The 24,659-nt window shown below is 30.9% G+C and carries 42 protein-coding genes and 1 tRNA gene; 34 read left to right on the top strand and 9 right to left on the bottom strand.

All coding sequences use genetic code 4. From position 1 onward, the window contains the following. Positions 1-21 precede the first annotated feature (21 nt). Positions 22-264 (top strand): hypothetical protein, encoded by a 243-nt coding sequence (locus tag FJO69_RS00210; RefSeq protein WP_140780998.1) that lies wholly within the window; start codon positions 22-24, stop codon positions 262-264. Between the two features lie 47 nt (positions 265-311). Here FJO69_RS00210 and rpmE read toward each other — a convergent pair whose 3' ends face one another. Together rpmE and FJO69_RS06330 are read right to left on the bottom strand one after the other, a co-directional pair. Further along, positions 312-521 (bottom strand): 50S ribosomal protein L31, encoded by a 210-nt coding sequence (gene rpmE / locus FJO69_RS00205; protein ID WP_140780997.1) that lies wholly within the window; start codon positions 519-521, stop codon positions 312-314. A 111-nt stretch (positions 522-632) separates the two neighbouring features. After that, positions 633-3,017, bottom strand: a complete 2,385-nt coding sequence (locus tag FJO69_RS06330; RefSeq protein WP_140780996.1) for a phosphoketolase family protein — start codon at positions 3,015-3,017, stop codon at positions 633-635. 291 nt (positions 3,018-3,308) lie between these two features. Here FJO69_RS06330 and FJO69_RS00195 point away from each other — a divergent pair, with 291 nt between their 5' ends. After that, complete coding sequence (locus tag FJO69_RS00195; protein ID WP_140780995.1) at positions 3,309-3,749, top strand: hypothetical protein; 441 nt, start codon at positions 3,309-3,311, stop codon at positions 3,747-3,749. Here the strand turns inward: FJO69_RS00195 and FJO69_RS06325 are convergent. Continuing rightward, the gene (locus FJO69_RS06325) at positions 3,746-3,943 is read right to left on the bottom strand and encodes a hypothetical protein (RefSeq protein ID WP_140780994.1); all 198 of its coding nucleotides are present in this window, start codon (positions 3,941-3,943) and stop codon (positions 3,746-3,748) included. The two genes, FJO69_RS00195 and FJO69_RS06325, sit on opposite strands and share 4 nt — an antisense overlap. Positions 3,944-4,058: 115 nt before the next feature. Here FJO69_RS06325 and FJO69_RS00185 point away from each other — a divergent pair, with 115 nt between their 5' ends. The 31 genes from FJO69_RS00185 (at position 4,059) to rpmF (ending at position 20,383) form a co-directional block, all read left to right on the top strand. Next, on the top strand, positions 4,059-4,865 hold the full coding sequence (locus FJO69_RS00185) for a lipoprotein 17-related variable surface protein (RefSeq protein ID WP_140780993.1): 807 nt from the start codon (positions 4,059-4,061) through the stop codon (positions 4,863-4,865). Positions 4,866-5,073: 208 nt separating this feature from the next. Then, positions 5,074-5,379: a 30S ribosomal protein S10 gene (gene rpsJ / locus FJO69_RS00180; protein ID WP_140780992.1), complete on the top strand. Its 306-nt coding sequence runs from the start codon at positions 5,074-5,076 to the stop codon at positions 5,377-5,379. Positions 5,380-5,450: 71 nt separating this feature from the next. Then, complete coding sequence (rplC, locus tag FJO69_RS06320) at positions 5,451-6,248, top strand: 50S ribosomal protein L3 (protein ID WP_140780991.1); 798 nt, start codon at positions 5,451-5,453, stop codon at positions 6,246-6,248. Continuing rightward, the gene (rplD, locus tag FJO69_RS06315; RefSeq protein ID WP_140780990.1) at positions 6,248-7,210 is read left to right on the top strand and encodes a 50S ribosomal protein L4; all 963 of its coding nucleotides are present in this window, start codon (positions 6,248-6,250) and stop codon (positions 7,208-7,210) included. The genes rplC and rplD overlap by 1 nt, the downstream gene beginning before the upstream one ends. Beyond that, positions 7,210-7,632 carry a 50S ribosomal protein L23 gene (gene rplW / locus FJO69_RS00165; protein ID WP_140780989.1) on the top strand — a complete coding sequence of 141 codons (423 nt, stop codon included), beginning with the start codon at positions 7,210-7,212 and terminating at the stop codon, positions 7,630-7,632. The genes rplD and rplW overlap by 1 nt, the downstream gene beginning before the upstream one ends. A gap of 94 nt (positions 7,633-7,726) precedes the next feature. Further along, the gene (rplB, locus tag FJO69_RS00160; RefSeq protein ID WP_140780988.1) at positions 7,727-8,575 is read left to right on the top strand and encodes a 50S ribosomal protein L2; all 849 of its coding nucleotides are present in this window, start codon (positions 7,727-7,729) and stop codon (positions 8,573-8,575) included. Next, complete coding sequence (gene rpsS, locus FJO69_RS00155) at positions 8,575-8,850, top strand: 30S ribosomal protein S19 (protein WP_140780987.1); 276 nt, start codon at positions 8,575-8,577, stop codon at positions 8,848-8,850. Before rplB ends, rpsS begins: the two co-directional genes overlap by 1 nt. Further along, positions 8,850-9,218, top strand: coding sequence for a 50S ribosomal protein L22 (gene rplV / locus FJO69_RS00150; RefSeq protein ID WP_140780986.1), 369 nt, complete (start codon positions 8,850-8,852; stop codon positions 9,216-9,218). The genes rpsS and rplV overlap by 1 nt, the downstream gene beginning before the upstream one ends. Further along, positions 9,218-9,952, top strand: a complete 735-nt coding sequence (gene rpsC / locus FJO69_RS00145; protein WP_140780985.1) for a 30S ribosomal protein S3 — start codon at positions 9,218-9,220, stop codon at positions 9,950-9,952. Before rplV ends, rpsC begins: the two co-directional genes overlap by 1 nt. After that, complete coding sequence (gene rplP / locus FJO69_RS00140; protein ID WP_140780984.1) at positions 9,930-10,355, top strand: 50S ribosomal protein L16; 426 nt, start codon at positions 9,930-9,932, stop codon at positions 10,353-10,355. Before rpsC ends, rplP begins: the two co-directional genes overlap by 23 nt. Continuing rightward, positions 10,355-10,558, top strand: coding sequence for a 50S ribosomal protein L29 (rpmC, locus tag FJO69_RS00135; protein WP_140780983.1), 204 nt, complete (start codon positions 10,355-10,357; stop codon positions 10,556-10,558). The genes rplP and rpmC overlap by 1 nt, the downstream gene beginning before the upstream one ends. Continuing rightward, positions 10,558-10,842: a 30S ribosomal protein S17 gene (rpsQ, locus tag FJO69_RS00130; protein WP_140780982.1), complete on the top strand. Its 285-nt coding sequence runs from the start codon at positions 10,558-10,560 to the stop codon at positions 10,840-10,842. Before rpmC ends, rpsQ begins: the two co-directional genes overlap by 1 nt. Then, positions 10,835-11,203, top strand: a complete 369-nt coding sequence (gene rplN / locus FJO69_RS00125; protein ID WP_140780981.1) for a 50S ribosomal protein L14 — start codon at positions 10,835-10,837, stop codon at positions 11,201-11,203. The genes rpsQ and rplN overlap by 8 nt, the downstream gene beginning before the upstream one ends. Continuing rightward, positions 11,203-11,538 (top strand): 50S ribosomal protein L24, encoded by a 336-nt coding sequence (gene rplX / locus FJO69_RS00120; protein ID WP_140780980.1) that lies wholly within the window; start codon positions 11,203-11,205, stop codon positions 11,536-11,538. Before rplN ends, rplX begins: the two co-directional genes overlap by 1 nt. A gap of 13 nt (positions 11,539-11,551) precedes the next feature. After that, positions 11,552-12,115 (top strand): 50S ribosomal protein L5, encoded by a 564-nt coding sequence (gene rplE / locus FJO69_RS00115; protein ID WP_140780979.1) that lies wholly within the window; start codon positions 11,552-11,554, stop codon positions 12,113-12,115. Between the two features lie 14 nt (positions 12,116-12,129). Further along, a complete protein-coding gene (locus tag FJO69_RS00110) occupies positions 12,130-12,315 on the top strand; it encodes a type Z 30S ribosomal protein S14 (protein ID WP_140780978.1) in 186 nt (61 codons plus the stop codon). 2 nt (positions 12,316-12,317) lie between these two features. Beyond that, the gene (rpsH, locus tag FJO69_RS00105) at positions 12,318-12,728 is read left to right on the top strand and encodes a 30S ribosomal protein S8 (RefSeq protein WP_140780977.1); all 411 of its coding nucleotides are present in this window, start codon (positions 12,318-12,320) and stop codon (positions 12,726-12,728) included. A gap of 2 nt (positions 12,729-12,730) precedes the next feature. Then, on the top strand, positions 12,731-13,270 hold the full coding sequence (gene rplF / locus FJO69_RS00100; protein ID WP_140780976.1) for a 50S ribosomal protein L6: 540 nt from the start codon (positions 12,731-12,733) through the stop codon (positions 13,268-13,270). 15 nt (positions 13,271-13,285) lie between these two features. Continuing rightward, entirely contained in the window at positions 13,286-13,633 is a 348-nt protein-coding gene (rplR, locus tag FJO69_RS00095; protein ID WP_140780975.1) for a 50S ribosomal protein L18, read from the top strand. Continuing rightward, positions 13,633-14,265 (top strand): 30S ribosomal protein S5, encoded by a 633-nt coding sequence (gene rpsE / locus FJO69_RS00090; protein WP_140780974.1) that lies wholly within the window; start codon positions 13,633-13,635, stop codon positions 14,263-14,265. The genes rplR and rpsE overlap by 1 nt, the downstream gene beginning before the upstream one ends. A gap of 14 nt (positions 14,266-14,279) precedes the next feature. After that, positions 14,280-14,714 (top strand): 50S ribosomal protein L15, encoded by a 435-nt coding sequence (gene rplO, locus FJO69_RS00085; RefSeq protein ID WP_140780973.1) that lies wholly within the window; start codon positions 14,280-14,282, stop codon positions 14,712-14,714. Beyond that, entirely contained in the window at positions 14,714-16,183 is a 1,470-nt protein-coding gene (gene secY, locus FJO69_RS00080) for a preprotein translocase subunit SecY (RefSeq protein ID WP_140780972.1), read from the top strand. The genes rplO and secY overlap by 1 nt, the downstream gene beginning before the upstream one ends. Continuing rightward, positions 16,177-16,890 carry an adenylate kinase gene (locus FJO69_RS00075; protein ID WP_277872270.1) on the top strand — a complete coding sequence of 238 codons (714 nt, stop codon included), beginning with the start codon at positions 16,177-16,179 and terminating at the stop codon, positions 16,888-16,890. The genes secY and FJO69_RS00075 overlap by 7 nt, the downstream gene beginning before the upstream one ends. Further along, entirely contained in the window at positions 16,881-17,633 is a 753-nt protein-coding gene (gene map / locus FJO69_RS00070; protein ID WP_140780971.1) for a type I methionyl aminopeptidase, read from the top strand. Before FJO69_RS00075 ends, map begins: the two co-directional genes overlap by 10 nt. Continuing rightward, positions 17,634-17,864, top strand: coding sequence for a translation initiation factor IF-1 (gene infA / locus FJO69_RS00065; protein ID WP_140780970.1), 231 nt, complete (start codon positions 17,634-17,636; stop codon positions 17,862-17,864). Positions 17,865-17,877: 13 nt separating this feature from the next. Continuing rightward, on the top strand, positions 17,878-17,991 hold the full coding sequence (gene rpmJ / locus FJO69_RS00060) for a 50S ribosomal protein L36 (RefSeq protein ID WP_002881082.1): 114 nt from the start codon (positions 17,878-17,880) through the stop codon (positions 17,989-17,991). A 3-nt stretch (positions 17,992-17,994) separates the two neighbouring features. Further along, the gene (rpsM, locus tag FJO69_RS00055) at positions 17,995-18,363 is read left to right on the top strand and encodes a 30S ribosomal protein S13 (protein WP_140780969.1); all 369 of its coding nucleotides are present in this window, start codon (positions 17,995-17,997) and stop codon (positions 18,361-18,363) included. A 2-nt stretch (positions 18,364-18,365) separates the two neighbouring features. Next, on the top strand, positions 18,366-18,740 hold the full coding sequence (gene rpsK, locus FJO69_RS00050; RefSeq protein WP_140780968.1) for a 30S ribosomal protein S11: 375 nt from the start codon (positions 18,366-18,368) through the stop codon (positions 18,738-18,740). A gap of 35 nt (positions 18,741-18,775) precedes the next feature. Then, positions 18,776-19,810, top strand: a complete 1,035-nt coding sequence (locus FJO69_RS00045) for a DNA-directed RNA polymerase subunit alpha (RefSeq protein ID WP_140780967.1) — start codon at positions 18,776-18,778, stop codon at positions 19,808-19,810. Positions 19,811-19,812: 2 nt separating this feature from the next. Beyond that, positions 19,813-20,178, top strand: coding sequence for a 50S ribosomal protein L17 (gene rplQ / locus FJO69_RS00040; protein ID WP_140780966.1), 366 nt, complete (start codon positions 19,813-19,815; stop codon positions 20,176-20,178). Between the two features lie 10 nt (positions 20,179-20,188). After that, a complete protein-coding gene (gene rpmF / locus FJO69_RS00035) occupies positions 20,189-20,383 on the top strand; it encodes a 50S ribosomal protein L32 (protein ID WP_140780965.1) in 195 nt (64 codons plus the stop codon). A gap of 59 nt (positions 20,384-20,442) precedes the next feature. Here the strand turns inward: rpmF and FJO69_RS00030 are convergent, their stop codons facing one another. From FJO69_RS00030 to ychF, 5 genes are all read right to left on the bottom strand, one after another. Then, entirely contained in the window at positions 20,443-20,910 is a 468-nt protein-coding gene (locus FJO69_RS00030; protein WP_140780964.1) for a hypothetical protein, read from the bottom strand. A 124-nt stretch (positions 20,911-21,034) separates the two neighbouring features. Further along, positions 21,035-21,553 (bottom strand): hypothetical protein, encoded by a 519-nt coding sequence (locus FJO69_RS00025; protein WP_140780963.1) that lies wholly within the window; start codon positions 21,551-21,553, stop codon positions 21,035-21,037. A gap of 26 nt (positions 21,554-21,579) precedes the next feature. Further along, on the bottom strand, positions 21,580-22,632 hold the full coding sequence (locus FJO69_RS06310) for a S66 family peptidase (protein WP_140780962.1): 1,053 nt from the start codon (positions 22,630-22,632) through the stop codon (positions 21,580-21,582). A 22-nt stretch (positions 22,633-22,654) separates the two neighbouring features. Then, a tRNA-Trp gene (locus FJO69_RS00015) sits at positions 22,655-22,728 on the bottom strand. 28 nt (positions 22,729-22,756) lie between these two features. After that, entirely contained in the window at positions 22,757-23,854 is a 1,098-nt protein-coding gene (ychF, locus tag FJO69_RS06305; protein ID WP_140780961.1) for a redox-regulated ATPase YchF, read from the bottom strand. 81 nt (positions 23,855-23,935) lie between these two features. Between ychF and FJO69_RS00005 the strand changes: the two genes are divergently transcribed. Further along, a complete protein-coding gene (locus tag FJO69_RS00005; RefSeq protein WP_140780960.1) occupies positions 23,936-24,505 on the top strand; it encodes a thymidine kinase in 570 nt (189 codons plus the stop codon). 54 nt (positions 24,506-24,559) lie between these two features. Here the strand turns inward: FJO69_RS00005 and FJO69_RS07675 are convergent. Then, a partial coding sequence (locus FJO69_RS07675; protein ID WP_368853734.1) for an IS3 family transposase occupies positions 24,560-24,659 on the bottom strand: 100 nt, incomplete at its 5' end.

Below are 24,659 nucleotides of genomic sequence, written 5' to 3'. Positions count from 1 at the left end.
TTAAAACATAAGGGAGGTAATATGACAGGTTTTACAAAAATGTCAGAAGATAAAACCAAAGATATTTGTGGTGGCTTTGCGATTAGTGCTATTTTATCTACTATATTAGCAATAGTTCCCGTAGCAATAAACGCCATAAGCGGCATAGTTGGAATTGTTAAAGCAGCAAGTGCTTCGACAGGGGAAATTAAAACAAAAGATTTTCAAGCTAAATGAGATAATGGCGATACTAATGTGGCTTATGGATTTCATTATATAACTTAATAAAATAATAAAAAAATCGGGGTTAACCCGATTTATTGCTAATTAGTCTATTTTTTAGATTTTTCTAGAATCTTGTTGAATCTTTCTACACGTCCACGTGCTTTAACATCTGTACGGTTACCGGTGTAGTATGCGTGACAACTAGAACAAACATCTAAATTTACTTTTTCAGCAGTAGAACCAAATGTAAATTCAGCATTGCAAGATGAGCAAGTTGCTTTAATTTGGTTGTATTTTGGATGAATATCTTTTTTCATAATTTGCTCCTATCTACGCTTTTATGTTAATTAACTTGTTTAATTGTACCATGAAACATATTTTTTTAATAAAAATAAAAGAGATTAAAATCCCTCTTATTTTGTTAATAATTATTTGTTAATATTTTCTCATTTTCATTCAACAATTTCAGGCATATCGTAGCCATATTCTTGAATGTAAGCTGTATGATCTGCTAGTTTTTGATCCATTTTAGCCATAAATGGTTTAGCATCATTGTTATATACAGCATAAGCTGCATCTTTGGCAATATGGAATCTGTCCATATGGCTTAATTGACGGATATCGAAGCTGGTAGTAATATCACCATTTTCACGGTATCCGTGAGTAATTAAATTATGGTTATGTCTATCAAAGAAAATATCTCTTATTAATCCTTCGAAACCATGGAAGGCAAAAACAACTGGTTTATCTTTGGTAAATACCTTATCGAATTCTTCATCACTAATACCACGTGGATCTAATTTTGGTGATCTTAGTTTTAAAAGATCTACTACGTTAACAAATCTAATTTTTAAATGAGGATATTCTTTATGCATAATTGAAATCGCAGCTAAAGTTTCTAAGTTTGGCTCAACTCCAGAAGCAACAAAAACAACATCTGGCTCTTCGTTAATATTAACGTTTGAAGCTCAATCGATAACTTTATATCCTTTTTCAACCATTTCTCTTGCTTCATCAATAGTGTAGAATTGTTCTCTTGGTTGTTTTGAAGCTACAATCAAGTTAATTACATTTCTTTCCATTAATGATTTTTCCATAACGGCTAATAATGAGTTGGTATCAGCTGGTAAATATTCTCTAATTAATTCTGGTCTTTTATCAGCTAAATGTCCTAGTAATCCAGGATCTTGGTGAGTATAACCATTATGATCTTGTTGGAAAGCAGTTGAAGTTGCGATTACATTTAAAGAAGGATAATCTTTTCTTCAAGGTAATTCTAGTGATTTTTTTAATCATTTCATATGTTGAGTTAACATTGAATCTACAACTCTTAAGAAAGATTCATAAGAAGCAAAGAATCCATGACGTCCAGTTAAAACATAACCTTCTAGAAAACCTTCGGCTTGATGTTCACTTAATTGTGAATCGATAATTCTTCCTTCGGGTCCAACTCATTCATCATATAAAGGTGAAGCTTCTTCTAATCATTGACGTTGTGTAACGTTAAATAAAGCTCAAAGTCTATTAGATTTAGTTTCATCTGGTCCAAATACTCTAAAGTTATCTTTATTTAAAGTAACTAATTTAGCCATGTATTTACCTAGTTCAACCATATCTTGGGCTTTAAATTCACCAGGTTTTTTAATATCTAAAGCAAATTCTTCTCAATTACCTAAATCTAATAATTTAGGATTAATTCCTCCATTAGTAATTGGATTAACTGCCATTCTTCTTTCACCTTTAGGAGCTAATTCTCTAATTTCAGGAATAATTGTTCCGTTTTCATCGAATAATTCTTCTGGTTTATAAGATTTTAATCATGCTTCTAAATCGGCAACTTTATCCATTTTAAATGATGAAACAGGAATAGGAACTTGGTGAGCTCTAAATGAACCTTCAACAGCTTCTCCGTTTCATTCTTTTGGTCCGGTTCAACCTTTTGGTGTTCTTACGACCAACATTGGTCATACTGGTCTTGTTGCTTGATCTGCAGGTTTTTTTCTTGCTTTACTTTGAATATTTTTAATTTTTTCTACTGCATAATCTAGGGCTTTTGCCATAATTTCATGCATTTCCATATTATCTTTGTCTTGATCTCATTCTACAAAGATAGGTTCTCAACCTAAACCTTTAAAGTAGAGTTCAACTTCTGCTTTAGGTTTTCTTGATAAAATAGTTGGATTTGAAATCTTTCCACCGTTTAAATGAAGTATTGGTAAAACAGCTCCATCGTTTACTGGGTTAATAAAAACATTTGAAAATCAGCCAGCTGCAAGAGGTCCTGTTTCGGCCTCTCCGTCACCAATAACAGTTGCAGCAATAACTTCTGGATTATCTAAAATAGCACCAGTTGCATGTGATAAAGCATAACCTAATTCCCCCCCTTCATGAATTGATCCAGGAGTTTCAGGCGCAGCATGACTAGCTGTACCGCCAGGGAATGAAAAGCGTTTAAACATTTTTTGTAATCCGTTTTCATCTTGGGTAATATTTGGATAAATTTCACTATATGATCCATCTAAATATGAATTAGAAATCATAACTTGTCCACCGTGTCCTGGTCCTTCGATGTAAAACATATTTAAATCGTATTTATTAATAACTCTATTTAAGTGAGCATAAATAAAGTTTTGTCCAGGTATTGTTCCTCAGTGCCCAATTGGATATAATTTAACATCATCTTTGGTTAAAGGTTTTCTTAATAAAGGATTATTTCTTAAATAAATTTGACCAACACTAATGTAGTTAGCTGCTCTAAATCATTTATCTATTTTTTCAAGATATTTTTTATCGTCGAAAATAGTTGTACTCATATTTTCTCCTTATTTTTGAATTATAAAATTAATATTTTTTTAAGTAATTTAGCTATATATAAAACAATATATTTAGCATTACAATTTTACATCAAATCAGCCCGATTTAGTTTATATAGTAAAAACAGGTAAGCACTTTTTAAATTTAAAAAATTTAATTATTATTAACTTTAAAAATAGTAAAAATATTTTAAAATAATAGTGTGAATAACCAATTTAAACAAAAATAGGTAAAAGCAAAGCGGGAACTTAGTTCTTTCTTTGCTTTTGTTTTATTAAAGGAGATTATAAATGAGTAAAAAAGGAAAAGTATTTTTATCGTTAATGGGAGGAAGCTTAGTTACGGCTATTCCATTAACATGTGTTATTTCATGTGAATCAGAAAAAGAAAAACAAATTAAAATTGCTAATGAATTAAAGGCAGAAATTATGCCACTTATTACTACTTTAGAAGGTAAAGATTTAAGTGCTGAAAATAAGGAAGTAGTTAATCAATTTAAAACAACTTTAAGTACGACTTTAGACGATAAAAAAGTTGAACAATTAAAAAGTTTAGTAGAAGAATTTAAACAAATTAAAATTCAAGTAAAAGATTTAATAAATTCGACTCCCGACAAGAAAAATGATGATGATCCAAAAGATCTTGATAGCAATTCTAAGGTTGAAGATCCTAAAAAACAAGATGAACCAAATCAAAATTCTGATATAAAACCAACTGGTGATAATGATTAAAAAGATAAAGATGATCAACCAAAAACTGACGCAAAACCAGAAGATAATGATAAAACTTCAACCGAAGACAATCAAACTTCAAATACTAATGGAGAAAATAAAGCAACAGAAACTGATGACACTAACAATGAACCTGCTAAACCAGTTGAAAATAATTCTTCAGAACAACCAAAACAATGGACAGAAGATAACAAAAAAACTAATGATACCGAACAACCTAATTTAGATAATTCTGAAAATAATGACTCAAAATCAAAAGAAAATAAAGATAAAGAAGAACCAAATGATACAGCTAAACCGGTTGATTTAATGGCTATAAAAGAAATTTCATTAACCCCAGAAGAAGAACAAAAAATTAAAGAAATAAATCCAGAAGATGATGAAAGAGGTTCTGAAAACAATAAAGCTTTTAGATCATTGCTTGCTAGCTCTTCAATTGGTGTAAATCCAGAATTAATAAGCAAAGTTGAAAATTTAGGCGACGGAGTATTAGCTCAACATTTCACATATGACAAAGATACTTTAAAAATTGATAGTCCATTATATTTTATTTTTAATGGTAACAGCGACAAAATTAAAACGATGTCTTATGATCATAACTTAGTTATTTTTATTACTAATCCAATTAAAGGAATAACTGATAAAAGAAAACATTTAGTTGAAAAAGTAACATTAACTATTGGTACATTAGAAGACTTTTTAAACAAAAAATTTGAAAATATGACTTCCGTATCTAGAAATTTAAAAATTCAACAAGGTAAAAAGAATAAACCAGATAGTTATGATTTTAATTATTACAAATCAAATTTAAATAAAGCTTTTAATACTTATGTTATCGGTAAACATTTAGATTTAGATTATAAAGATAAAAATAAAATATTAGCTTCTGAGGCTAAAAATGCTACCGAAATTTTAGACAATTTAATTGATAATACTAGAGAAGAATGAAAAAAACTTTACGTGATTGCCGAAGTTTCTGGGTCACACATTGATGCAGATGATAACAATGGAACTTTAACTTTTAGTATAAGAGTTGTTTCACCAGAAAACGTAAAAAATAAAAAAATGCGTTCATATTTATTCCCAATTACAATTTCAGGATTTAAAAAAGCTTAATTAGATTTTTAAAAGCTTAACCGTATATAAATATACGGTTTTTATTTATTTTTATAAATTTCAAGCAAAAAAAATAATTTTGTTTATAATTACTAACGCAACTACAACCAAGAAGCACAAGGTTACGATACGCCGAGCTTAGTTGTTCATCTCGTGTAGCGATAACTTGTGTGGAGTTACTTCAATTAATGAAGAAGGAGAACAAACTATGAAATTAGAGATCAAAATTAAAGCTTTTGACGCTCAATTAGTAGAAGATGCAGCTAAAAAAGTTGTAACTCTTGCTAAAGAAGAAAAAGCTAAAGTAAGTGGTCCTATTCCTTTACCAACTCGTAAAGAAATTGTTACCATTTTAAGATCAGTTCACGTTAATAAAAAATCTCGTGAACAATTCGAATCAAGAACCCACAAACGTTTAATCGTTTTAGAAAATGTTTCAGCTACTTTGCTAGACAAAGCTAAAAGATTAGAACTACCAGCTGGTGTTCAAATTAGTTTAAAATCTGTTAACTAATAACAGATATTGTTTTTTATTTTAATTAATATATATAAGATAAAAAGCCATAACAATAAGAAAGGAAAATCATGAAAGGAATCTTAGGAAGAAAAGTTGGAATGACTCAACTATTTACAGCCGAAGGTAAATTAATTCCTGTTACTGTAATAGAAGTTAAACCAAATGTTGTTACCCAAGTTTTAACCGAAGAAAAAAACGGTTATGTTGCAACCCAACTATCAACCGAAGATAAAAAATCTTCACGTGTTAAAAAACCTGAAATTAACCATTTCAAACTAGCTAACACAACACCTAAGCGCTTCGTTAAAGAAATCCGTGATATGTCTGGATATAACTTAGGTGACACTGTAGATGCTTCATTGTTCACCTCAGGTGACGTTGTTGACGTTACAGCTATATCAAAAGGAAAAGGATTTGCCGGAACCATTAAAAGATGAAACCAACACATTGGTCCTAAATCTCACGGTGGTGGTGGGGGATCTCAACCTATCAGACAAACTGGTTCTTTAGGTGATATCTCTGGAAACAGAGTTTGAAAAGGTATGACCATGCCTGGACACCTAGGAGCAGAACAAGTTACAATTCAAAACTTAACAGTTGTTAAAGGTGACGCTGACAACCAACTATTATTAGTTAAAGGTAGCGTACCAGGTGCTAAAGGTGCTTTATTAGTAATTAAAAATGCTAAGAAATCAGTACAAAGAAAAGAAGCTATCGAACTTGTTAACTTAAAAGAAGCTCTTGCTAAAAATGAAATTTTTGAACATGCTAAAAAATACAACTTAGAGTTAAATATGGAAATGTCATTAAAAGAAATGAAAGCAGCTTTAGATGAAGCTATCGCTAAAGCAGAAGGAGAAAAATAATGCCAGCTAAAAGTGGATTAGATAAATTCTATATTTCTGAAAAATTTGATGACGAAAGAAATGTAACTTTTAACTTTAAGAAAGCAAATCAAAAAATTTCAGGTAACTTTAAAAACTTTACCGACGCTGTTGAAGAATTTATTAAAGTTGCTGAAAAATCTAAAAACGATGCTAGAGTATGATTCCACCGTGATGGTGCATACCGTGGATCTGTTAATTTAGAAAAAGCTAGAGTTATCGTATCAAAAGTAACCGAAGCTAAAGTTGAAAACCACGAAGCTATTACTTTTATTGAAAAAGAAAACTTAGTTGACAAATCTGCTTCTAAAAAACCAGCTGCATCTGTTAAGAAAACAAACACTGAACACACTTCATTTAGTTCAGATAACTTACCTAAAAATGTTTTTGGTTTAGAAAAAGTTTACAGTCAAGCAATCTTCGATGCGATTTTAGCCGAAAGAGGAGCAAAACGTTTAGCTACTCATAAAGTTAAATCAAGAGCAGAAGTTAGTGGAACTGGTAAAAAACCATGAGCTCAAAAACATACAGGTAATGCGAGAGCCGGATCTTTAAGATCACCAATCTTTGTTGGTGGTGGTAAAGCATTTGGACCTACAACCGAAAGAAACTACAATCTAAAAATTAACAAAAAAGCACGTAGAAATGCTTTATTCTCAGCTTTAACATTACTTGCTAACGACAAAGCGGTTTTAGTAAAAGAAATCAAGTTAGACAAAATCTCAACTAAAGGTTTATTAGTTGAATTAAACAAAGATAATTTAATCAATTTAAACAACATTTTATTAGTTTCATCAGATAACACAGTATTTATGTCAGCAAGAAACTTACCAAACGTTCATGTAACCAAAGTAACTAGCTTATCAGTTGAAGCATTACTAGCAGCTGATGTTCTAATTATTGGTTCTGATGATGTTAAAGTATTAGAAGGGATGGCTAAATAATGAATATTAATGAAGTTATTAAATATCCAGTTATTACTGAAAAATCAGAAATTGCTAGATCAAACAACAACGTTTATACATTCGTAGTTGACAGAAGAGCTAATAAAGTTGAAATTAGAAAAGCGATCGAATTTATCTTCGATGTTAAAGTTTTAAAAGTTAACATTGCTAACTATGACAAAAAACCTGCTAGATTAGGTAAATTTGTTGGTTTCAAAAGTGCTTACAAAAAAGCGATTGTTAGCTTAGATCCTACTTCTAAAATTGTTATTTTTGCTGACGAAGCAAAAGAAGCTTTAAAAGAAGTTGAAGAAGCTAAAAAAGAAACCGTTAAAGCAGAAGAAAAATCTGCTGAATTATCAGAAGCTGAATTAAAAGCAGCTGAAAAAATTAAAAAAGCTGAAGAAAAGAAAAATAAATAATTAATCTTGCTTAAATATAAGGTTAATTTATTAAACAATTTACTAAAAGAATAATTCTTAAAAGAAATAAATATTTTTAAGAAACGGAGAAATTATGGCTATTAAAAAGTTTAAAGCATATACCAATGGTCGCCGTAATATGTCTTCTCTTGACTATCAAGCAAACTTAACTGGACACAAACCAGAAAAATCATTGCTTGTTAAACTTCCTACTCATGCTGGAAGAAATAATCAAGGTAAAATTACTACCCGTCACCACGGTGGGAGATTAAAAAGATTTTATCGTATTATCGATTTCAAACGTTACGATAAAGATTTAATTCCTGGAACCGTTAGAACTATTGAATACGACCCAAATAGGTCAGCAAATATTTCATTAGTTGTTTACGCTGATGGGGAAAAAAGATATATTATCAGCCCTAAAGGTATTAAAGTTGGACAAGTTGTTGTCTCAGGAGAAAATGTTGATATCCAAGTAGGTAACCACATGCCTTTAATCAACATGCCTGAAGGTACATTTGTTCACAACATTGAATTACAACCTAAACAAGGTGGAATTATCGCTAGATCAGCTGGATCATCAGCTCAAATCTTAGGTAAAGATGAATCTGGAAGATATGTAATTCTAAGATTAAAATCAGGTGAAGTTAGAAAAGTTCTAGGTATTTGTCGTGCAACTATCGGTGAAGTTGGTAACGAAGAACACTCACTTGTAAATATTGGTAAAGCCGGAAGAAATAGATTAAGAGGAATCAGACCTACCGTTCGTGGTTCAGCTATGAACCCTAACGATCACCCTCATGGTGGTGGTGAAGGTAGACAACCTATCGGTAGAAAAAGTCCTATGACTCCATGAGGTAAAAAAGCACTTGGAGTTAAAACAAGAGCAACCAAGAAAGCATCAAATCAATTCATTATTAGAAGAAGAAAGGAAAATAAATAATGGCACGTTCATTAAAAAAAGCTCCATTCGTTGATGATCACTTAATGAAAAAAGTAGTGGCTATTGTTGAAGGTAATGCACCTAAACGTCCAATCAAAACCTGATCAAGACGTTCAACAATTTACCCTAACTTCATTGGTCTAACATTCCAAGTTCACAACGGACACGCATTTATCGATGTGTTTGTAACTAATGACATGGTAGGACATAAATTAGGAGAATTCTCACCAACAAGAACCTTTAACGGTCACGGTGCAGATAAAGGTAAAAAATAATGGCTGAAGTTGTTAAAGCATCAGTTAAGATGCAAAGAGTATCAGCAAGAAAAGCTAGACTAGTTGCTGATTTAATTCGTTATAAAACTACTACTCAAGCATTAGTTATTCTAGAAACTACTTTCAAAAAATCATCAAAAATTCTTCTAAAACTATTAAACTCTGCAATTGCTAACGCAACTAATAACGCAGGTTTAGATGCAACTAAATTGGTTATTTCAAAACTACTTGTAAACGAAGGACCTACTCTAAAAAGATTCCAACCACACTCAAGAGGTAGAGCATACCCTATTCTAAAAAGAACAAGTCATTTTTACATCGAATTATCAGAAATGCCTTCATTAGAAAGCGTTAAAGGAGATAAATAATGGGTCAAAAAGTTAATCCAAATGGTTTCCGTTACGGTATTACTAAAAACCACAATACTACTTGATATTCAGATAAAAAAGACTTTGCTAAATTATTATTAGAAGACCAAAAAATCTATGACTTCTTAGATTCAAAAGTACGTGAATACTTAATTGGTAATGTTCAAATCAAAAGAGATCAAAACAACCACATTATTGTTTATGTACACACCGCTAAACCAGCTGCATTTTTAGGAACTAATGGTGAAAACGTTAAAGCTTTAACCTTAGAACTTAAAAAAGCAATTAAAAACAAAAATGCCGACATTACTTTAGAAGTAATCGAACTTAAAAAACCAGATTTAAATGCAAGATTATTAGCTGAAAATATTGCAGTTAAATTAGAAAACCGTGGAAGTTTCAGACTTGCGCAAAAATTTGCAATTAGAAGTGCAATGAAAGCAGGAGCTAAAGGTATTAAAACTTCTGTATCAGGTCGTTTAAATGGTGTTGATATGGCTAGAACCGAAGGATATACCGAAGGAGAAATGAAACTTCACACATTAAGACAAGATGTTGATTATGCTGTTACAACAGCTAAAACTACATATGGTATTCTAGGGGTTAAAGTTTGAGTTTCTCTAGGAGAAATTTTAAACAAAGATAATAACCAAGAAAACTTACTAGAAGAAAAACCAAGAGCAAGAAGACCAAGAAGGGACGGTGAAAAGCATGCTTCAACCAAAAAGAACTAAACACAGAAAAATGTTTCGTATCCGTCACGACAAAGTTAAAGCTCACAGAAATAACACTGTAACTTTTGGAGAATTTGGTTTAAAATCAACTTCTTCAGCATGAGTTAGTGCAAGACAAATCGAAGCTGCCCGTATTGCGATTACTCGTCGTATGGGTCGTGAAGGAAAAGTTATTATTAAAATTTTCCCACACATGTCTAAAACCTCAAAACCTATCGGAGTTCGTATGGGTTCTGGTAAAGGTAGCCCTGACCAATGATTCGCAGTTGTCAAAGAAGGAACAGTTATGTTTGAAGTTAGCGGTAACACCGTTGACACTATGAAAGACGCTTTAAGATTAGGTGGACATAAATTACCAGTTACCTGAAAAATCGTATCTAAAGAAACCAAGGAGGACAAATAATGTCTTACCAAGAATTAGTTAAAAAATCAATCAAGGAACTAAAAGAACAATTAGCTGAATTAAAAGCAGAATTATTCTCATTACGTTTTAAAAATGCAACCAGACAACTTCAATCAACTCACAAAATTGATTCAGTTAAAAAAGATATTGCTAGAGTTTTAACAGCTATTAACAAAAAACAAGCCGAAGGAGAACAAGAATAATGGAAGCACAAATTAGAGAAAATCGTCGTAAAACTTTAGTTGGTACTGTTGTATCTACTAAAAACAACAAAACTATTACCGTAGTTGTTGAAACTTACGAAAAACACCCATTATACTCAAAACGTTTCAAAAAATCAAAGAAATTTGCAGTTCATGATGAAAGAAACGAAGCTAAAATCGGTGACGTTGTTAAAATTCAAGAAACTAGACCACTTTCAAAAACCAAACACTTTAGATTAGTTGAAATTAGATCTCACGCTATTGGAGGAAACGAAAATGCTTAGTGAATTTTCTAGATGTAATGTAGCTGACAACTCAGGTGCAAAAGAAGTTATGATCATCAAGAACCTTGGAGGATCTATCGTTAGATCAACTAACATCGGTGACGTTGTAGTTGTTACAGTTAAAAAAGCTATTCCTAATGGTGTTGTTAAAGAAGGTCAAGTTGTTAAAGCACTTATCGTTAGAACAAAAAGAGGAGTTGCCAGAGAAAATGGTTCATACATCAGATTTGATGACAACGCCGTTGTTTTAATTAAAGAAGATGGTTCATTAAGAGGTACTCGGGTATTTGGACCTGTTGCCAGAGAATTACGTGACAAAGGATATTTAAAAGTTGTTTCTTTAGCACCGGAGGTTTTATAATGGCTCAAGCTAAAATTAAGAAAAATGATATGGTTTTAATTATCTCAGGTAAAGACAAAGGTAAATTTGCTGCCGTTTTATCAACAAACGTTAAAAAACAAACTGTTCTCTTAAAAGAAATCAACATGAAAACCAAACACCACAAACCTTCACAAGAAAATACCGAAGGTAAAATTGAGAAAAAAGAATTTCCAGTTCACGTTTCAAACGTGGCTTACCTAGCTAAAAAAGCAGCTCAAGGTGAACACTCAATCGGAACTAAAATTGGATTTAAAGTAGATAGCAAAACTGGTAAGAAACAAAGATACATGAAAAAATTAAACAAAACAATCTAGTTAGGAGAGATATATGGCAAAACAAGAAAAATTAGCTTTAGAACAAAAATACTTAAACGAAATTCGTCCAGAACTAGTTAAGGAATTCGGCTACACCAGTGTTATGCAAGCTCCAAAACTAGTTAAAATCGTTATTAACATGACAGCTGGTAACGAAGTTTCTAACTCAAAAGCTATCGAAGAAGTTATGACCGAACTTGCTCAAATTACTGGTCAAAAACCAGCTCAAACAGTAGCTAAAAAATCATTGGCTTCATGAAAACTACGTGAAGGTATGCCAATGGGTGGAAAAGTAACTTTAAGAAGAGAAAAAATGTGATCATTTTTAACTAAATTAATTAATGTTGCTTTACCACGGGTACGTGATTTCAACGGTACATCAACCAAAAGCTTTGATGGTCGTGGAAACTACGCTATCGGTATTAAAGAAGAAATTATTTTCCCTGAAATTTCATTTGATAAAATCCGTAAATTAAAAGGTATGGACGTAATCATTGTAACTAATGCAAAAAGCAACAAAGAAGCTTATTCATTATTAAAACACCTAGGAATGCCTTTTGCAAAAGGTAACAACTAACAAGGAGATAGTATATGGCAAGAAAAGCATTAATGGTTAAAGCCGAACGTGAACCTAAATTTGCTGTTAGAAAATACACAAGATGTCAAATCTGTGGTCGGGTACACGCTGTTTTAAGAAAATATAAAATTTGTAGAATTTGTTTTAGAGAATTAGCACACGAAGGAAAAATTCCTGGTGTAAAGAAAGCGAGCTGATAATTATGGCTATTATTATTGATCCAATAGCAGATATGTTTGTTAGAATGAAAAACGCAATTTCAAGAAAATATCACGAAGTTGTTTTACCTCATTCAAACAAAAAAGAAAAGATTTTGGAAATTATTAAAAACGAAGGTTACATTACAAACTTTGAAGTTATCGAAGAAAAAGGTAAATTCAAACAAATTAAAATAACCTTAAAATACAAAGGAATGAACCAAAATCAATCAGCAATTAGTGGACTTAAAAAAGTTTCTAAACCAGGTCTAAAAGTTTATTTACCAAGTGAAAAACTTCCAAGAGTTTTAAGTGGTTACGGTACAGCTATTATCTCAACTTCTAAAGGTTTATTAACTGATAAAGAAGCAAGAAAAGCCAACGTTGGTGGCGAAGTTATTGCTTTCGTTTGATAGTTATGTCTAGAATTGGTAAAAGAGTACTAGCTATTCCAGCTGGTGTTGAAGTTGAATTAAACGCTAACCACATCACAGTTAAAGGTAAATTAGGTCAATTAGAATACACTTTCTCACCATTAATTCAAGTTGTAGTTGAAAACAATGAAATTAAAACTCTAAGAACAAACGAAGAAAAAACTACAAAACAATTACACGGCACAACTAACGCTAATATTAAAAATATGCTACACGGTGTTTCAGAAGGTTACAAAAAAGAATTAGAAATTAAAGGGGTTGGTTATAAAGCTACCCTAAAGGGAAATGAAATCGAAGTTATCGCGGGTTATTCACACCCAGTTAACGTTGCTTTACCAAGCAATTTAAAAGTTGAAGTTCCAAAACCAACTATTGTTATTATTTCAGGTATTGATAAACAAGCCGTCGGTGAATTTGCTGCTAATATTAGAGGTATCAGACGTCCAAGTCCTTACTCAGGAAAAGGAATTATGTACAAAGATGAAGTTATCAGACGTAAAGAAGGAAAAACTGCTGCTAAGTAGTTGTAAGGAGAGAAAATGTTATCAAGAAATCAAAAACGTCAAAATAAACATTTGAAAATTAGAAACAGATTATCACAAGGTACCGCTGAAGTTCCAAGAGTTACTGTTTTTAAATCATTACATAACTTTTACGCACAAGCAGTTAACGATTTAGAACACGTTACCTTAGCTTCATCATCAACTTTACAATTAGCAGAAAAAGGCAACAACATCGAAAGTGTTAAATTAGTTGCTAAAGCATTTGCAGCAAAATTAAAAGCATTAAAAATTGAAAAAATCGTATTTGACCGTTCAGGTTACATCTACCACGGAAAATTAGCAGCATTTTGTGATACATTAAGAGAAGAAGGGATTAAATTCTAATGGCAGAAGAAATGAAAAAAGAACTAGAAGCAAAAGAAACCAAAGTTGTTTCAGCTCCTAAAAAAGAAGTTAAATCAAATCACGAAGCTAAATCAGAACATAAACCAAGACAATTCTCAGATCGTAAATCGTCTGCTCGTAACGTTGAAGCAAAACAATACGAAGAAAAAGTTATTGATATTGCCAGAGTTACAACCGTTGTTAAAGGTGGACGTAGATTTTCATTCTCAGCTTACGTAGTTGTTGGAGACAAAAAAGGTAAAGTTGGGTTTGGACACGGTAAAGCAAACGAAGTTCAAGATGCAATTAAAAAAGCTGTTAAAGATGCACAAAAAAATGTATTTTCAGTTCCACTAGTTAACGGAACTATTCCTCACGAAGTAAAAGAAAAATTCTTAGCTTCAAGAGTACAACTACGTCCTGCTCCTAAAGGTGCTGGTATTATTGCTTCAAACACCGTTCGTGCTGTTGTTGAATTAGCAGGTTATACTGATATTTCAACCAAAACTTATGGTTCAAGAACAAAACAAAACATCGTCCTAACTACTATTAAAGCTCTTAAAAAACTTAGAACCGTTGAAGAAATCGCTAAACTACGTGATATCGACGTTAAACATTTATTATCTAAATAATTTAAGGAGAAGTTATGAAATTAAATAACTTAAAACCAACCCCAGGGGCAAGACAAGTTAAACACCGTGTAGGTAGAGGTCACGCTGCTGGTAAAGGTAAACAAGCTGGTAGAGGACAATCAGGACAAACCAAAAGAAGCACTGTTAGATTAGGATTTGAAGGTGGACAATTACCACTATTCAGAAGAATTCCAAAACGTGGTTTTAATAATGTTAACCACGTGGAATATCAAGTAGTTAACTTACAAGACTTAGAAAGAGTATATGCAAACGGCGACGTTGTTTCATACGAAACTCTAAGTGCTAAAAACTTAATTAAAGGTAGCCTTCCTGTTAAAATTTTAGCTAAGGGAAATCTAAGCAAAAAATTAACAGTGGAAATCCCTACCTTATCAGTAGCTGCGAAAGAAGCTATTGAAAAAGTCGGAGGAACAATCGAGGTTAAATAATGGCTAAAAAAAGAAAACTAGAAAAAGCCGTCGAGGATGAAAGATTAGAACGTAAATTAGCGATTGATAAATTTTTCACCCAAAAGCGTAACACCTGATCTGAATGATGGAAAAATCACGATCTTTTCAAAAAGATCTTGTTTACCTTATTCATCGTTACCCTTTTTCTAGCTGCTGGAACGATTACAATTCCAGGTGTTAATTTAGCTAATCAAAACCAATTGACCCAAGGAGATTTCTTTGGTATTCTTAATTTAGTTGGCGGTGGAGGACTGAGAAGGTTCTCCATTGTTGCGTTAGGAATTGGGCCTTTTATATCATCAAGTTTAGTTATGATGATTTTACAAACTAAGGCTTTTCCGGCCATCCACCGACTAAGTCAATCTGGACCGCAAGGCCGGATAAAAATTAATTTTATTACCTACGGAGCAACTTTTGTTTTCTCAATAGTACAATCATTACTATTAATTAAAGCATTGGTTAATCCACGTCAAGGCTTCGGTATTACTTTTTCACCAACTATTACTGCAATGTTAGGTGCTAAAGGTATGTTTGCTTATCAGTATTTTATTCTTCCAATGATTTTAACTGCTGGTTCATTTTTTACCTTATTTTTATCAGAACAAATTACTAATAAAGGGGTAGGAAACGGAACAAGTATTATTATCTTTGCTGGTATTGCATCAGGGTTAATTCCAACCTTTAAACATGCTTTCGAATACTATATGCCTTCAATTAAACAAAACAACGTAGTTTTACGTGAAGTAATTAATTATTCAGTATACATTTTGGCTTACTTATTAACTATTTTTGTTGTTGTTATTTTTACAATTGCAGAAAGAAGAATCCCAATTCAACAAGTTGGAGCAGGACTTTCTAAAAACGAAAAAGAATTAAGCTTTTTACCAATTAAAGCTAACCCTGCCGGAATTATGAGTATTATCTTCGCGATGATGGTACTTTCCGTTCCAACAATGATTGCTAATATGTTTGATCCAAACACTTCATATTACTATCACTGAGTTTATTCAAATTTACAATTTACTCAACCTTTAGGATTTTTCTTATTTGTAATTATTACTTTTGGATTAACTATTCTTTTAGGAGTACAACAATCTAAAATTGATAAAATAAGTGAAGATTTTGCTAAAAATAGTACTTTTATTCCAGGTATTAGACCCGGAGACCAAACTGAAACATATTTATTAAATATTGTTTTAAGATTGTCATTCTTCTCATCAGGTTATTTACTGATTTTAGGATCTTTACAATTTGTGCAACAGATGGCCGGTATGCCTGCCTCAATCGCTTTTGGCGGTACTAGTATCATGATTTTAGTTTCAACCGCTTATGAAACTATTCAACAAATTAAAGCTCGTTATAAATCACAAGAACTAGCAAGAAAAAGAAGAATGATTAGAGAATTAAAAGAAATGTATGGAGAGGAAGAAGAAGATTTAATATGATAGATCATGCTAAATCATCATGTCAGATGTCAAACGCTAATGATACAAAACATGACAGTAGACCTAACTTAATATTTCTTGGTGCACCCGGAGCTGGAAAAGGTTCGATAGCATCATTACTTGTTAAGGATTTCGATTATTATCAACTGTCAACTGGTGATATGTTTAGACAAGAAATTAATAGCCAAACGGCGCTAGGTTTGGAAATTAAAAACATCTTGGCATCAGGAAAATATGTTGGTGATGAAATCACAAATGCTCTAGTTGAAAAAAGACTTTTAGATTTAGTTAACAAAAAAACACCGTTTATCTTAGATGGATATCCAAGAACACTAGATCAAGCTGACTTTTTACAAACTTTAGAGGCAAAAAGTATTAAAATTGATAAAGTTATTTTATTAAAAATAACTAATGAACAAATCATCGCAAGATTATCAAAAAGAAGAATTTGTTCATCATGTAAAACCATTTTTCACTTAGAATCATATCCTCCAAAAGACGGACAATTTTGTACTAAATGTGGAAACGTGGTTATTAAACGTGCTGACGATGAACCCGAAGTAATTAAAAAACGTTTAGAAATCTACGATTCTCAAACTAAAATTTTAATTGACTATTATCGTCAAAAAGGTAAGCTAATTGAAATTAATAGCTACCAAGAATTTAATAAAGTGTATATTGATGTAAAAGAGGCTATTGGATGATCATAATTAAAGCTTCATGAGAAATTGAGCGGATCAAAAAAGCCTGCGCCATCTTGGCAGAAGTTAAAACAGTTTTGTTTGACTTCATAAGTCCAGGCGTTTCTTTAAAAGAAATAGATAGCGTCGCTTTTAAAGAAATAAGAAAAAGAGGCGGAAAACCAGCTTTTCTAGGACAATACGGGTTTCCTGGAACATGCTGCATTTCCGTAAACGACGAATTAATTCATGGTATTCCTTCTGATTATGTTGTTAAAGACGGGGATATTGTAAAAATTGATACTGGCGTTATTTATGAAGGATATTACTCTGACTCAGCTTTTACTAAGGGAGTAGGTAATATCTCAGCTAGTGATAAAAAATTAATTCAAGTCGCTAAAGACGCTTTCTACGCCGGCTTTAATGCAATCAAAGTTGGCAAACGCATTGGTGATATATCTTACGCTATTGGTTCTTATATTCAAAAAGCAGGATATTACACTCCTGATGAATATTGTGGACACGGTATCGGAAGAAATTTACACGAAGATCCTAATGTTTTTAATGATGGACTTCCTAATACAGGACCAATTATTAGAAACGGTATGGTGATTTGTATTGAACCAATGATTTTACAAAAATCACGGAATGTAATGGTTAAAGATGATGGTTGAACGGTAGTAGATCCTTATGGATTAAATACAGCTCACTATGAACAAACAATTTTAATTGATAATGACCAAGCTTACATTCTTTCAGGAGATAACATATAAATGGCAAAAAACGCAAAAGATAATAACACCATTAAAATGTCTGGAAAAATTGTGAAAATGCACTCTTCAAAAGACTATGAAGTTTTATTAGATAACGACATGGTTGTAAAGTGTGTTATTTCCGGTAAAATGAAACTTCACAACATTAAAATGATCCCAGGAGATAGAGTAGACGTTGAACTTCCTGTGGTTAATTTAAATCTTGGAAGAATTGTTTTCAGACATAAATAAATAAGGAGAAAACATGAAAGTACGTGCTTCAATTAAACGTATTTGCAAAGACTGTAAAATAATTAAAAGACACGGTGTTAACAGAGTTATCTGTATCAACCCAAAACACAAACAAAGACAAGGATAAAATATGGCCAGAGTTTTAAATATTGAAATTCCAAATAATAAAAAAGTGCGTATTTCTTTAACCTATATTTTTGGGATCGGAAGAACTTTAGCAGCTAAAATCTTAGTAGACGCTAAAGTAGACGGCGAAAAAAGAGTTAAAGATTTAACTGAAGAAGAATTAACCCGTATCAGAGACGAAGCTAAAAACTACGTTACTGAAGGTGATTTAAGACGTGAAATCAATATGAATATTAAACGTCTAATGGAAATTAAATCATACCGTGGTATGAGACACAGAAAAGGATTACCAGTTCGTGGTCAATCAACTAAGAAAAATGCAAGAACAAGAAAAGGTCCAAGAAAAACAATAGCAGGAAAGAAAGGTAAATAATAATGGCTAAGAAAAATAAAAAAGTTGTAACCCAAGGGATTGCACACATTCACTCAACCTATCAAAATACTATTGTTTCATTTTCAGATCTTAAAGGAAATGTATTTGCATGAAGTTCTTCAGGTGCTATCGGTTATAAAGGTACCAAGAAGAAAACCCCATATGCAGCTGGTTTAGCCGCTGCTGCTGCAGTAGAAAAAGCAAAAGAATTTGGTCTAAAAGAAGTTTCAATTTTAGTTAAAGGTGTTGGTCCAGGTAAAGCAACAGCTAGAAAACAAATTGAAAACAGTGGTTTTATCGTTAAAGATGTAAAAGACGTAACCCCTACTCCACATAACGGTACTCGTCCTCCAAAAAAAATTCTTAAAAGAGCATAATTAAATTAAGAGATAAAGAAAGAGGAATTAGTATTATGGAAAAAATTCAAAAAATTACTTATAAAGAATTAGTAGCTGAAAAAGTTAATGATTTCGAAACTACTTTTGTTATCGAACCTCTAATGAGAGGTTACGGTAATACAATGGGAACAGTTTTAAGAAGAACTCTGCTTTCTTCTATTACTTCTGTTGCTCCCTTTGCAATTAAAATTAATAATGTTGAACACGAATTTCAAACTATCGAAGGCATTACCGAAGATGCTATTACCTTAGTAGCTAACATTCGTAAAATTAGATTTACCTATGTACCAGAAGCTTTTGGTAAAGATAATATTGTTAAAATTTCATTTAAATCAAGCCAAGCAGGTGAAATTACCGCTTCAAATATCGAAGTTTCAAACGGTTTAGAAATCGTTAATAAAGACCAACACATTGCAACAATTAGCGATGGCGGATCTTTACAATTTGATTTATTTTTAAGAACAGGTCGTGGCTTTATTGACTTCGAAGAAAATAAACAAATTATTGAAGAATACGGACCTAAATTAGAATCAACTATCGAAAAAGGTCGTTTCTTAGCGATGGACTCTGATTTTAGTCCTGTAACTAAATGTGGCTATCATGTTGAAGATTTAAACTCATCTTCAAAAACTATCGAAGAATCACTAAAAATTAAAGTTACAACTGATGGTACTATCGAAGCTAAAGACGCTATGGATCAAGCGGCCCAAATTATTGTAGCTCACTTCCAAATTATCGGTAACATTGATGCTTTAGAAACTATTAACTTATTTGAAGAAAACGAAGCTAAAAAAGAAAAAACTCCAAAAGCAACCGTTACAATCGACCGTTTAGGATTAACTATTCGTTCACTAAATGCTTTAAGAAGAGCAGGTTATGCAACTATCGACGAAGTTATGAAATTAAGTGACGAAGAACTTTCAAACATTAAAAACTTAGGTAAAAAATCAGTTCAAGACATTATTGACAGAAGAGATGAATGAAATCAAAAATCAGCAGACGAAAACGCTGAACTATCAGTTTCAGATACTAATGAAGAAGGAGAATAATTATGGCAAATCCAAAACAAGTATTTCGTAGAAATACCGAATGATGAAACCATGTGGAAAGATCTTTAGTTACTGACTTATTAATTCACGGTCAAGTAAAAACCACTCTTGAAAGAGCAAAAAGAATTAGATCAAATGCTGAAAAAATGATTACCTTAGGTAAGAAAAATACTTTAGCAACTCGTAGACAAGCTGCTGCATTTTTAAGAAACATTCCATCAGAAGTTGCAAATAAAGATGCTTTACAATACTTATTTGACGTATTAGCACCAAAATACGCAGAACGTAACGGTGGATACACCAGAATTATTAAAGTTGCAAACCGTGCTGGTGATAATGCTAAAATGGCAATTATTAAATTAGTATAAAGGAGAAATCATGGCAGTTGTTCCAAAAAGAAAAACCTCTAAACAAAGAAAACATTTAAGAAGAAGTCATCACGCATTAGAAACAACAACCTTGGTAGAATGTTCACAATGTAAACACCAAATTATTCCTCACCAAGCATGTAAATATTGTGGCTTTTACAAAGGTGTTAAAGTTATCAAAAATGCAATTAATGACAAACTATAATTTTTTAAAATAATGCAAAACAAAAATCTTCGTTTAAACGAAGATTTTTTTATTATTTATTATCCCTCTTTTTCTATTTCATTAAAATCTTTTGCTATATATGTAGGACGACAATATTTTTTTATTAAATATAAGAAATATATTTTTTCAAAAATTTCTGCTTTTTTCTCACTTAATTTTATTTCTCCCTTTACAATATTGTTTCAATTTTCAACAAATTCAGGATTATTTTTCATAACTATATTAATTCTATTTTCTATTTCATTATTTAATCTTTTTAAAAATTCTATTCTGTCGTTTTTTTTAAGAATTTTTGGTAATCTAATAGCCTCGGTTCTGTTTTTTATTCTATTTAGCAAATTAGCCACTTTATAGTTATAATCATTTTCGCCGGTTAAATGGATAATCTCCGAAACAGTATACGCATCTTTACGCATTCTTTCTTCAAATTTAAACATTTTATCGTTATAACCTTGTTTATAAAATAATTTAAAATCTTTGTAATAATAATCAATTAATGAATCCAAAAAATGTTTTTCATTCTTTATATTATCTGTATTATTACAAGAATTTAACAAAAGACAAGGAAATATCCAAACTGTCGTTAAACTAAATTTATTTAATATTTTTTTAAATTTCACAAAACCTCTTTTATTGTTTTTCTGCTTTTTGTTCTAATGAATATAAAATAGGAAAACTTAAATAATACAAAAACATAATTTTTATAAATTTTTCTTCTTCTTGTAAATTTAATTCTACTTTTTTTGACCACAATACATCATCTATTATTTTTTGAATATAGTTTTTAAATAAAGGTTCACTATCAACAATTTTTTCAATTAATTCTTCTGTTTTAGAATACATTTTTCTCAAAAAAAATAATTTTTGTTCATTATCATAAATTTTTTCTAATTCTTTTTCTATATCTTTTGTTATTTCTTTCGAGAAATTCTTAATTTCATTTTCTGTTTCTGGTTTGTAATTACCCAACCATTTTTTAGCAAAATCTTCTATATCGTTTTTGTGATATATTTTTTTTCATTCCATATAATGCTTTTCTAATATTTTGTCCAAAATAATAGTTTCATTATCTGTTTTTTCACAAGAATTAATAGAAATAATAGAAATTGGCAACGTGATTAAAGAAAAATAAAAAATATTTTTTTTCATTTTATTAATATCCTTCAATTTAAAAATTATTTATTATCAGAAATAATCATCTTTTTATCTTTTAAATACTTAACATTAGCATTTAATTTTAAAAGCATTTTTGGATAAGCATGACCGATGTTAATGTTATAAACGATTGGTAAATCATATTTTTTAGCTAATTTTTCTAAAATAGCTTTATATTCGTAAATATATGTATTATTTTGAGGTTTACCAAATAAAATACCGTTAATTTTGTTAAAAACTCCGGTTGTTGCTAAGTTGTTTAGCATCTCCTCTAATTTTTCTGGTGTAATTCTTGCCTCAGAAGTTTCTAAAAGTAAAACACGGTTAGTAAAATCAGTTTTATCATCAAACAAGTGATATTTCTTATTAATATTAATTACCTCTTGTTTAAATTCTTCACCAACTATTAATTCATTAATACTTTCGACACAACCACCAATTAAAATTCCTTCAAAATCTTCTTTAACGTTAATTTCAATAAAACCGTCTTGTTCCTTAAAACTTTCTCTTGGTTTATTTAAACTATTGATAGAAAAATCTTCTCTTTCGTTATATCAAATGTCGCTTGAAGTATAAGCTCATTCTTTTTCTTCAAAAAGATTTAAAAATGATTGTTTAGTATATGGAAGCATTTCTTTATCTAATTCTGCTAAATCTGTGGCGACACAAATTCCGTAATAAGAAGGTAAACCTAAATGGTTAAACATTAAATGATTAATTGTTGTATCAGAATAACCGATAAATGGCTTTAAATTGTCTTTAATTAATTTTATATAATTTGGGTTATCTAAAATAAAAGGAAGGGTTTTAAACGTATCAAAACCACCAATAGCACTGATTATAGCTTTTACATCTTGATTATTAAAAGCTCAAATTAAATCTTGGGCTCTTTTATCAGGATTTTTGCAAATAAAATCTCTTCCTTTTAAAGCATTTAGAGTATAAATAAAATTTAAATTAAATTCCTTTATCCTTTTATTAGCTAATTCTACTTCGTGTTTAGCGAAATCTTCACCTAACATACCGTCTGATAAAGAAATAATAGCGATTAAATCATTTTTATTTATTTTCATTTTGATCCTTAAAATAAGTATATGGCGGGGGTTAAAGGAATCGAACCCTTATCATTGGTTTTGGAGACCATTATACTGCCATTGTACTAAACCCCCATTAAAAACTCAATAATGAGTTTAATTATTATTTTCCAAATTTGAAGTGGCAAACATCACCGTCTTGCATTACGTAGTTTTTGCCTTCTGAACGCAATTTACCTGCGTTTTTAGCTCCTTGTTCGCCTTCAAAAGCAATGTAATCGTCATAAGAAATAACGTCAGCTTTAATAAATTTCTTTTCAAAGTCAGTGTGAATAACTCCGGCACATTTAGGAGCTAGTCAACCTTTATGATAAACTCAGGCTCTTGCTTCTATTTTACCGGCTGTAAAATAAGTTTCTAGATTAAGCAAATCAAAAGCCTCACGAGTTAATCAATCCAAACCACTTCTTTCTATGCCGTACATTCCTAACATTTCTAATTTTTCTTCATCGCTTACTTCTACTAATTCAGATTCTAATTGAACTGAAATAGGAATTAATTTTTCATTTTCTAATAAAGAATTTTTTAAAGCAACAAAGTTTTTATCTTGCTCACGATTTACAAATTGCTCTCCGCTTAAATTAGCAACATAAATAATTGGTTTAGCTGTTAATAAATGTAAACCTTTAATAAATTTTTCTTCTTGTTCGTTTAGATCGATTTCTCTAACAGCTTTATTGTTTTCTAAACCATCTTTAATTTTTAAAGCAGTGTTATATTCTAACAATGCTTCTTTATCACCGCTTTTAGCTTTTTTATTAACTCTTGAAATAACGTTATTTATTGTTTCTAAATCAGCAAATGCTAATTCATAATTAATAATTTCTTTATCTCTTAAAGGATCAACTGAATTATTAACATGCATGATGTTTTTATCTTCAAAACATCTTACTAAGTGAATTATTAAATCAACTTCTCTGATATTAGCTAAAAATTTGTTGCCCAGTCCTTCGCCCTTAGAAGCTCCCTTTACTAATCCAGCTATATCAACAAAATCGAATGTTGCTCAAACAATTTTATCTGGTTTAACAATATCGGCAATTTTTTGCAATCTTGGATCGATTAAAGGCACTGATGAAATATTAGGTTCAATCGTAGTAAAGGTATAGTTAGATGATTCAACTTGCTTTTTGGTAATGGTACTAAAAAGTGTACTTTTTCCAACGTTGGGTAGACCAACAATTCCGGCTTTTAAACCCATAATTATTTACTCCTAAATTATTAAAGTATATTTAAAAAATATCTAGTTATTATTATACAATAATAAAAACAAGGAGGGGATATGTATAAAAATTTTAATGAAGGGATGATTGAAGTAATAACTGGTCCCATGTTTTCGGGGAAAAGTGAAGAATTGTTAAGAAGATTAAGAACGCTAGAATATGCAAAATTAAAACCATTGGTGATAAAACCACAATTCGATACGAGATTTTCTTCGAAAGAGATAGTAAGTCGAGCAGGAGTTAAACATCAAACCCATGTTTTAAGTGATATTAACGAAGTTTATCAGCTTTTAAGGTTAGATAAATATAAAGCTGTTGTAATTGACGAAGCCCATTTTTTTAGTCTTGATTTAGTGAGTGTTGCTGATGATTTGGCTAATAAAGGTTATTTAGTAATAGTAGCTGGTTTGGATCAAGATTATTTAAGAAAACCATTTGGACCAATTCCTAATTTATTAGCTATTGCCGAAAGAGTCACTAAGCTTCAAGCTATTTGTGTAATTTGTCAACATGCCGCCTCAACGAGTTATCGTAAGGTTTCATCTGACGAATCACATTTGCTAGGCAATACCCAAGAATACGAAGCAAGATGTAGAAAATGTCATAATTTAGGTATTAAAAATAAATAATTATTTAAACAAAAAGCAAGAGATAACTAAACTTGGACACTTTTTGTGGACAGTTTATAAATATGAATAAACATCTCAACATTGTTGGGGTGTTTTTCAATTTAAATTTGATTGTAATCTTTCGTTGTTATATCATTCTATATAAGATTTAATT

Origin of the sequence: [Mycoplasma] falconis (assembly GCF_006385795.1) — a bacterium.
In the GTDB taxonomy this organism is placed as follows: domain Bacteria; phylum Bacillota_I; class Bacilli_A; order Mycoplasmatales; family Metamycoplasmataceae; genus Metamycoplasma; species Metamycoplasma falconis.
This window is presented reverse-complemented; position numbering and strand designations above follow the sequence as displayed.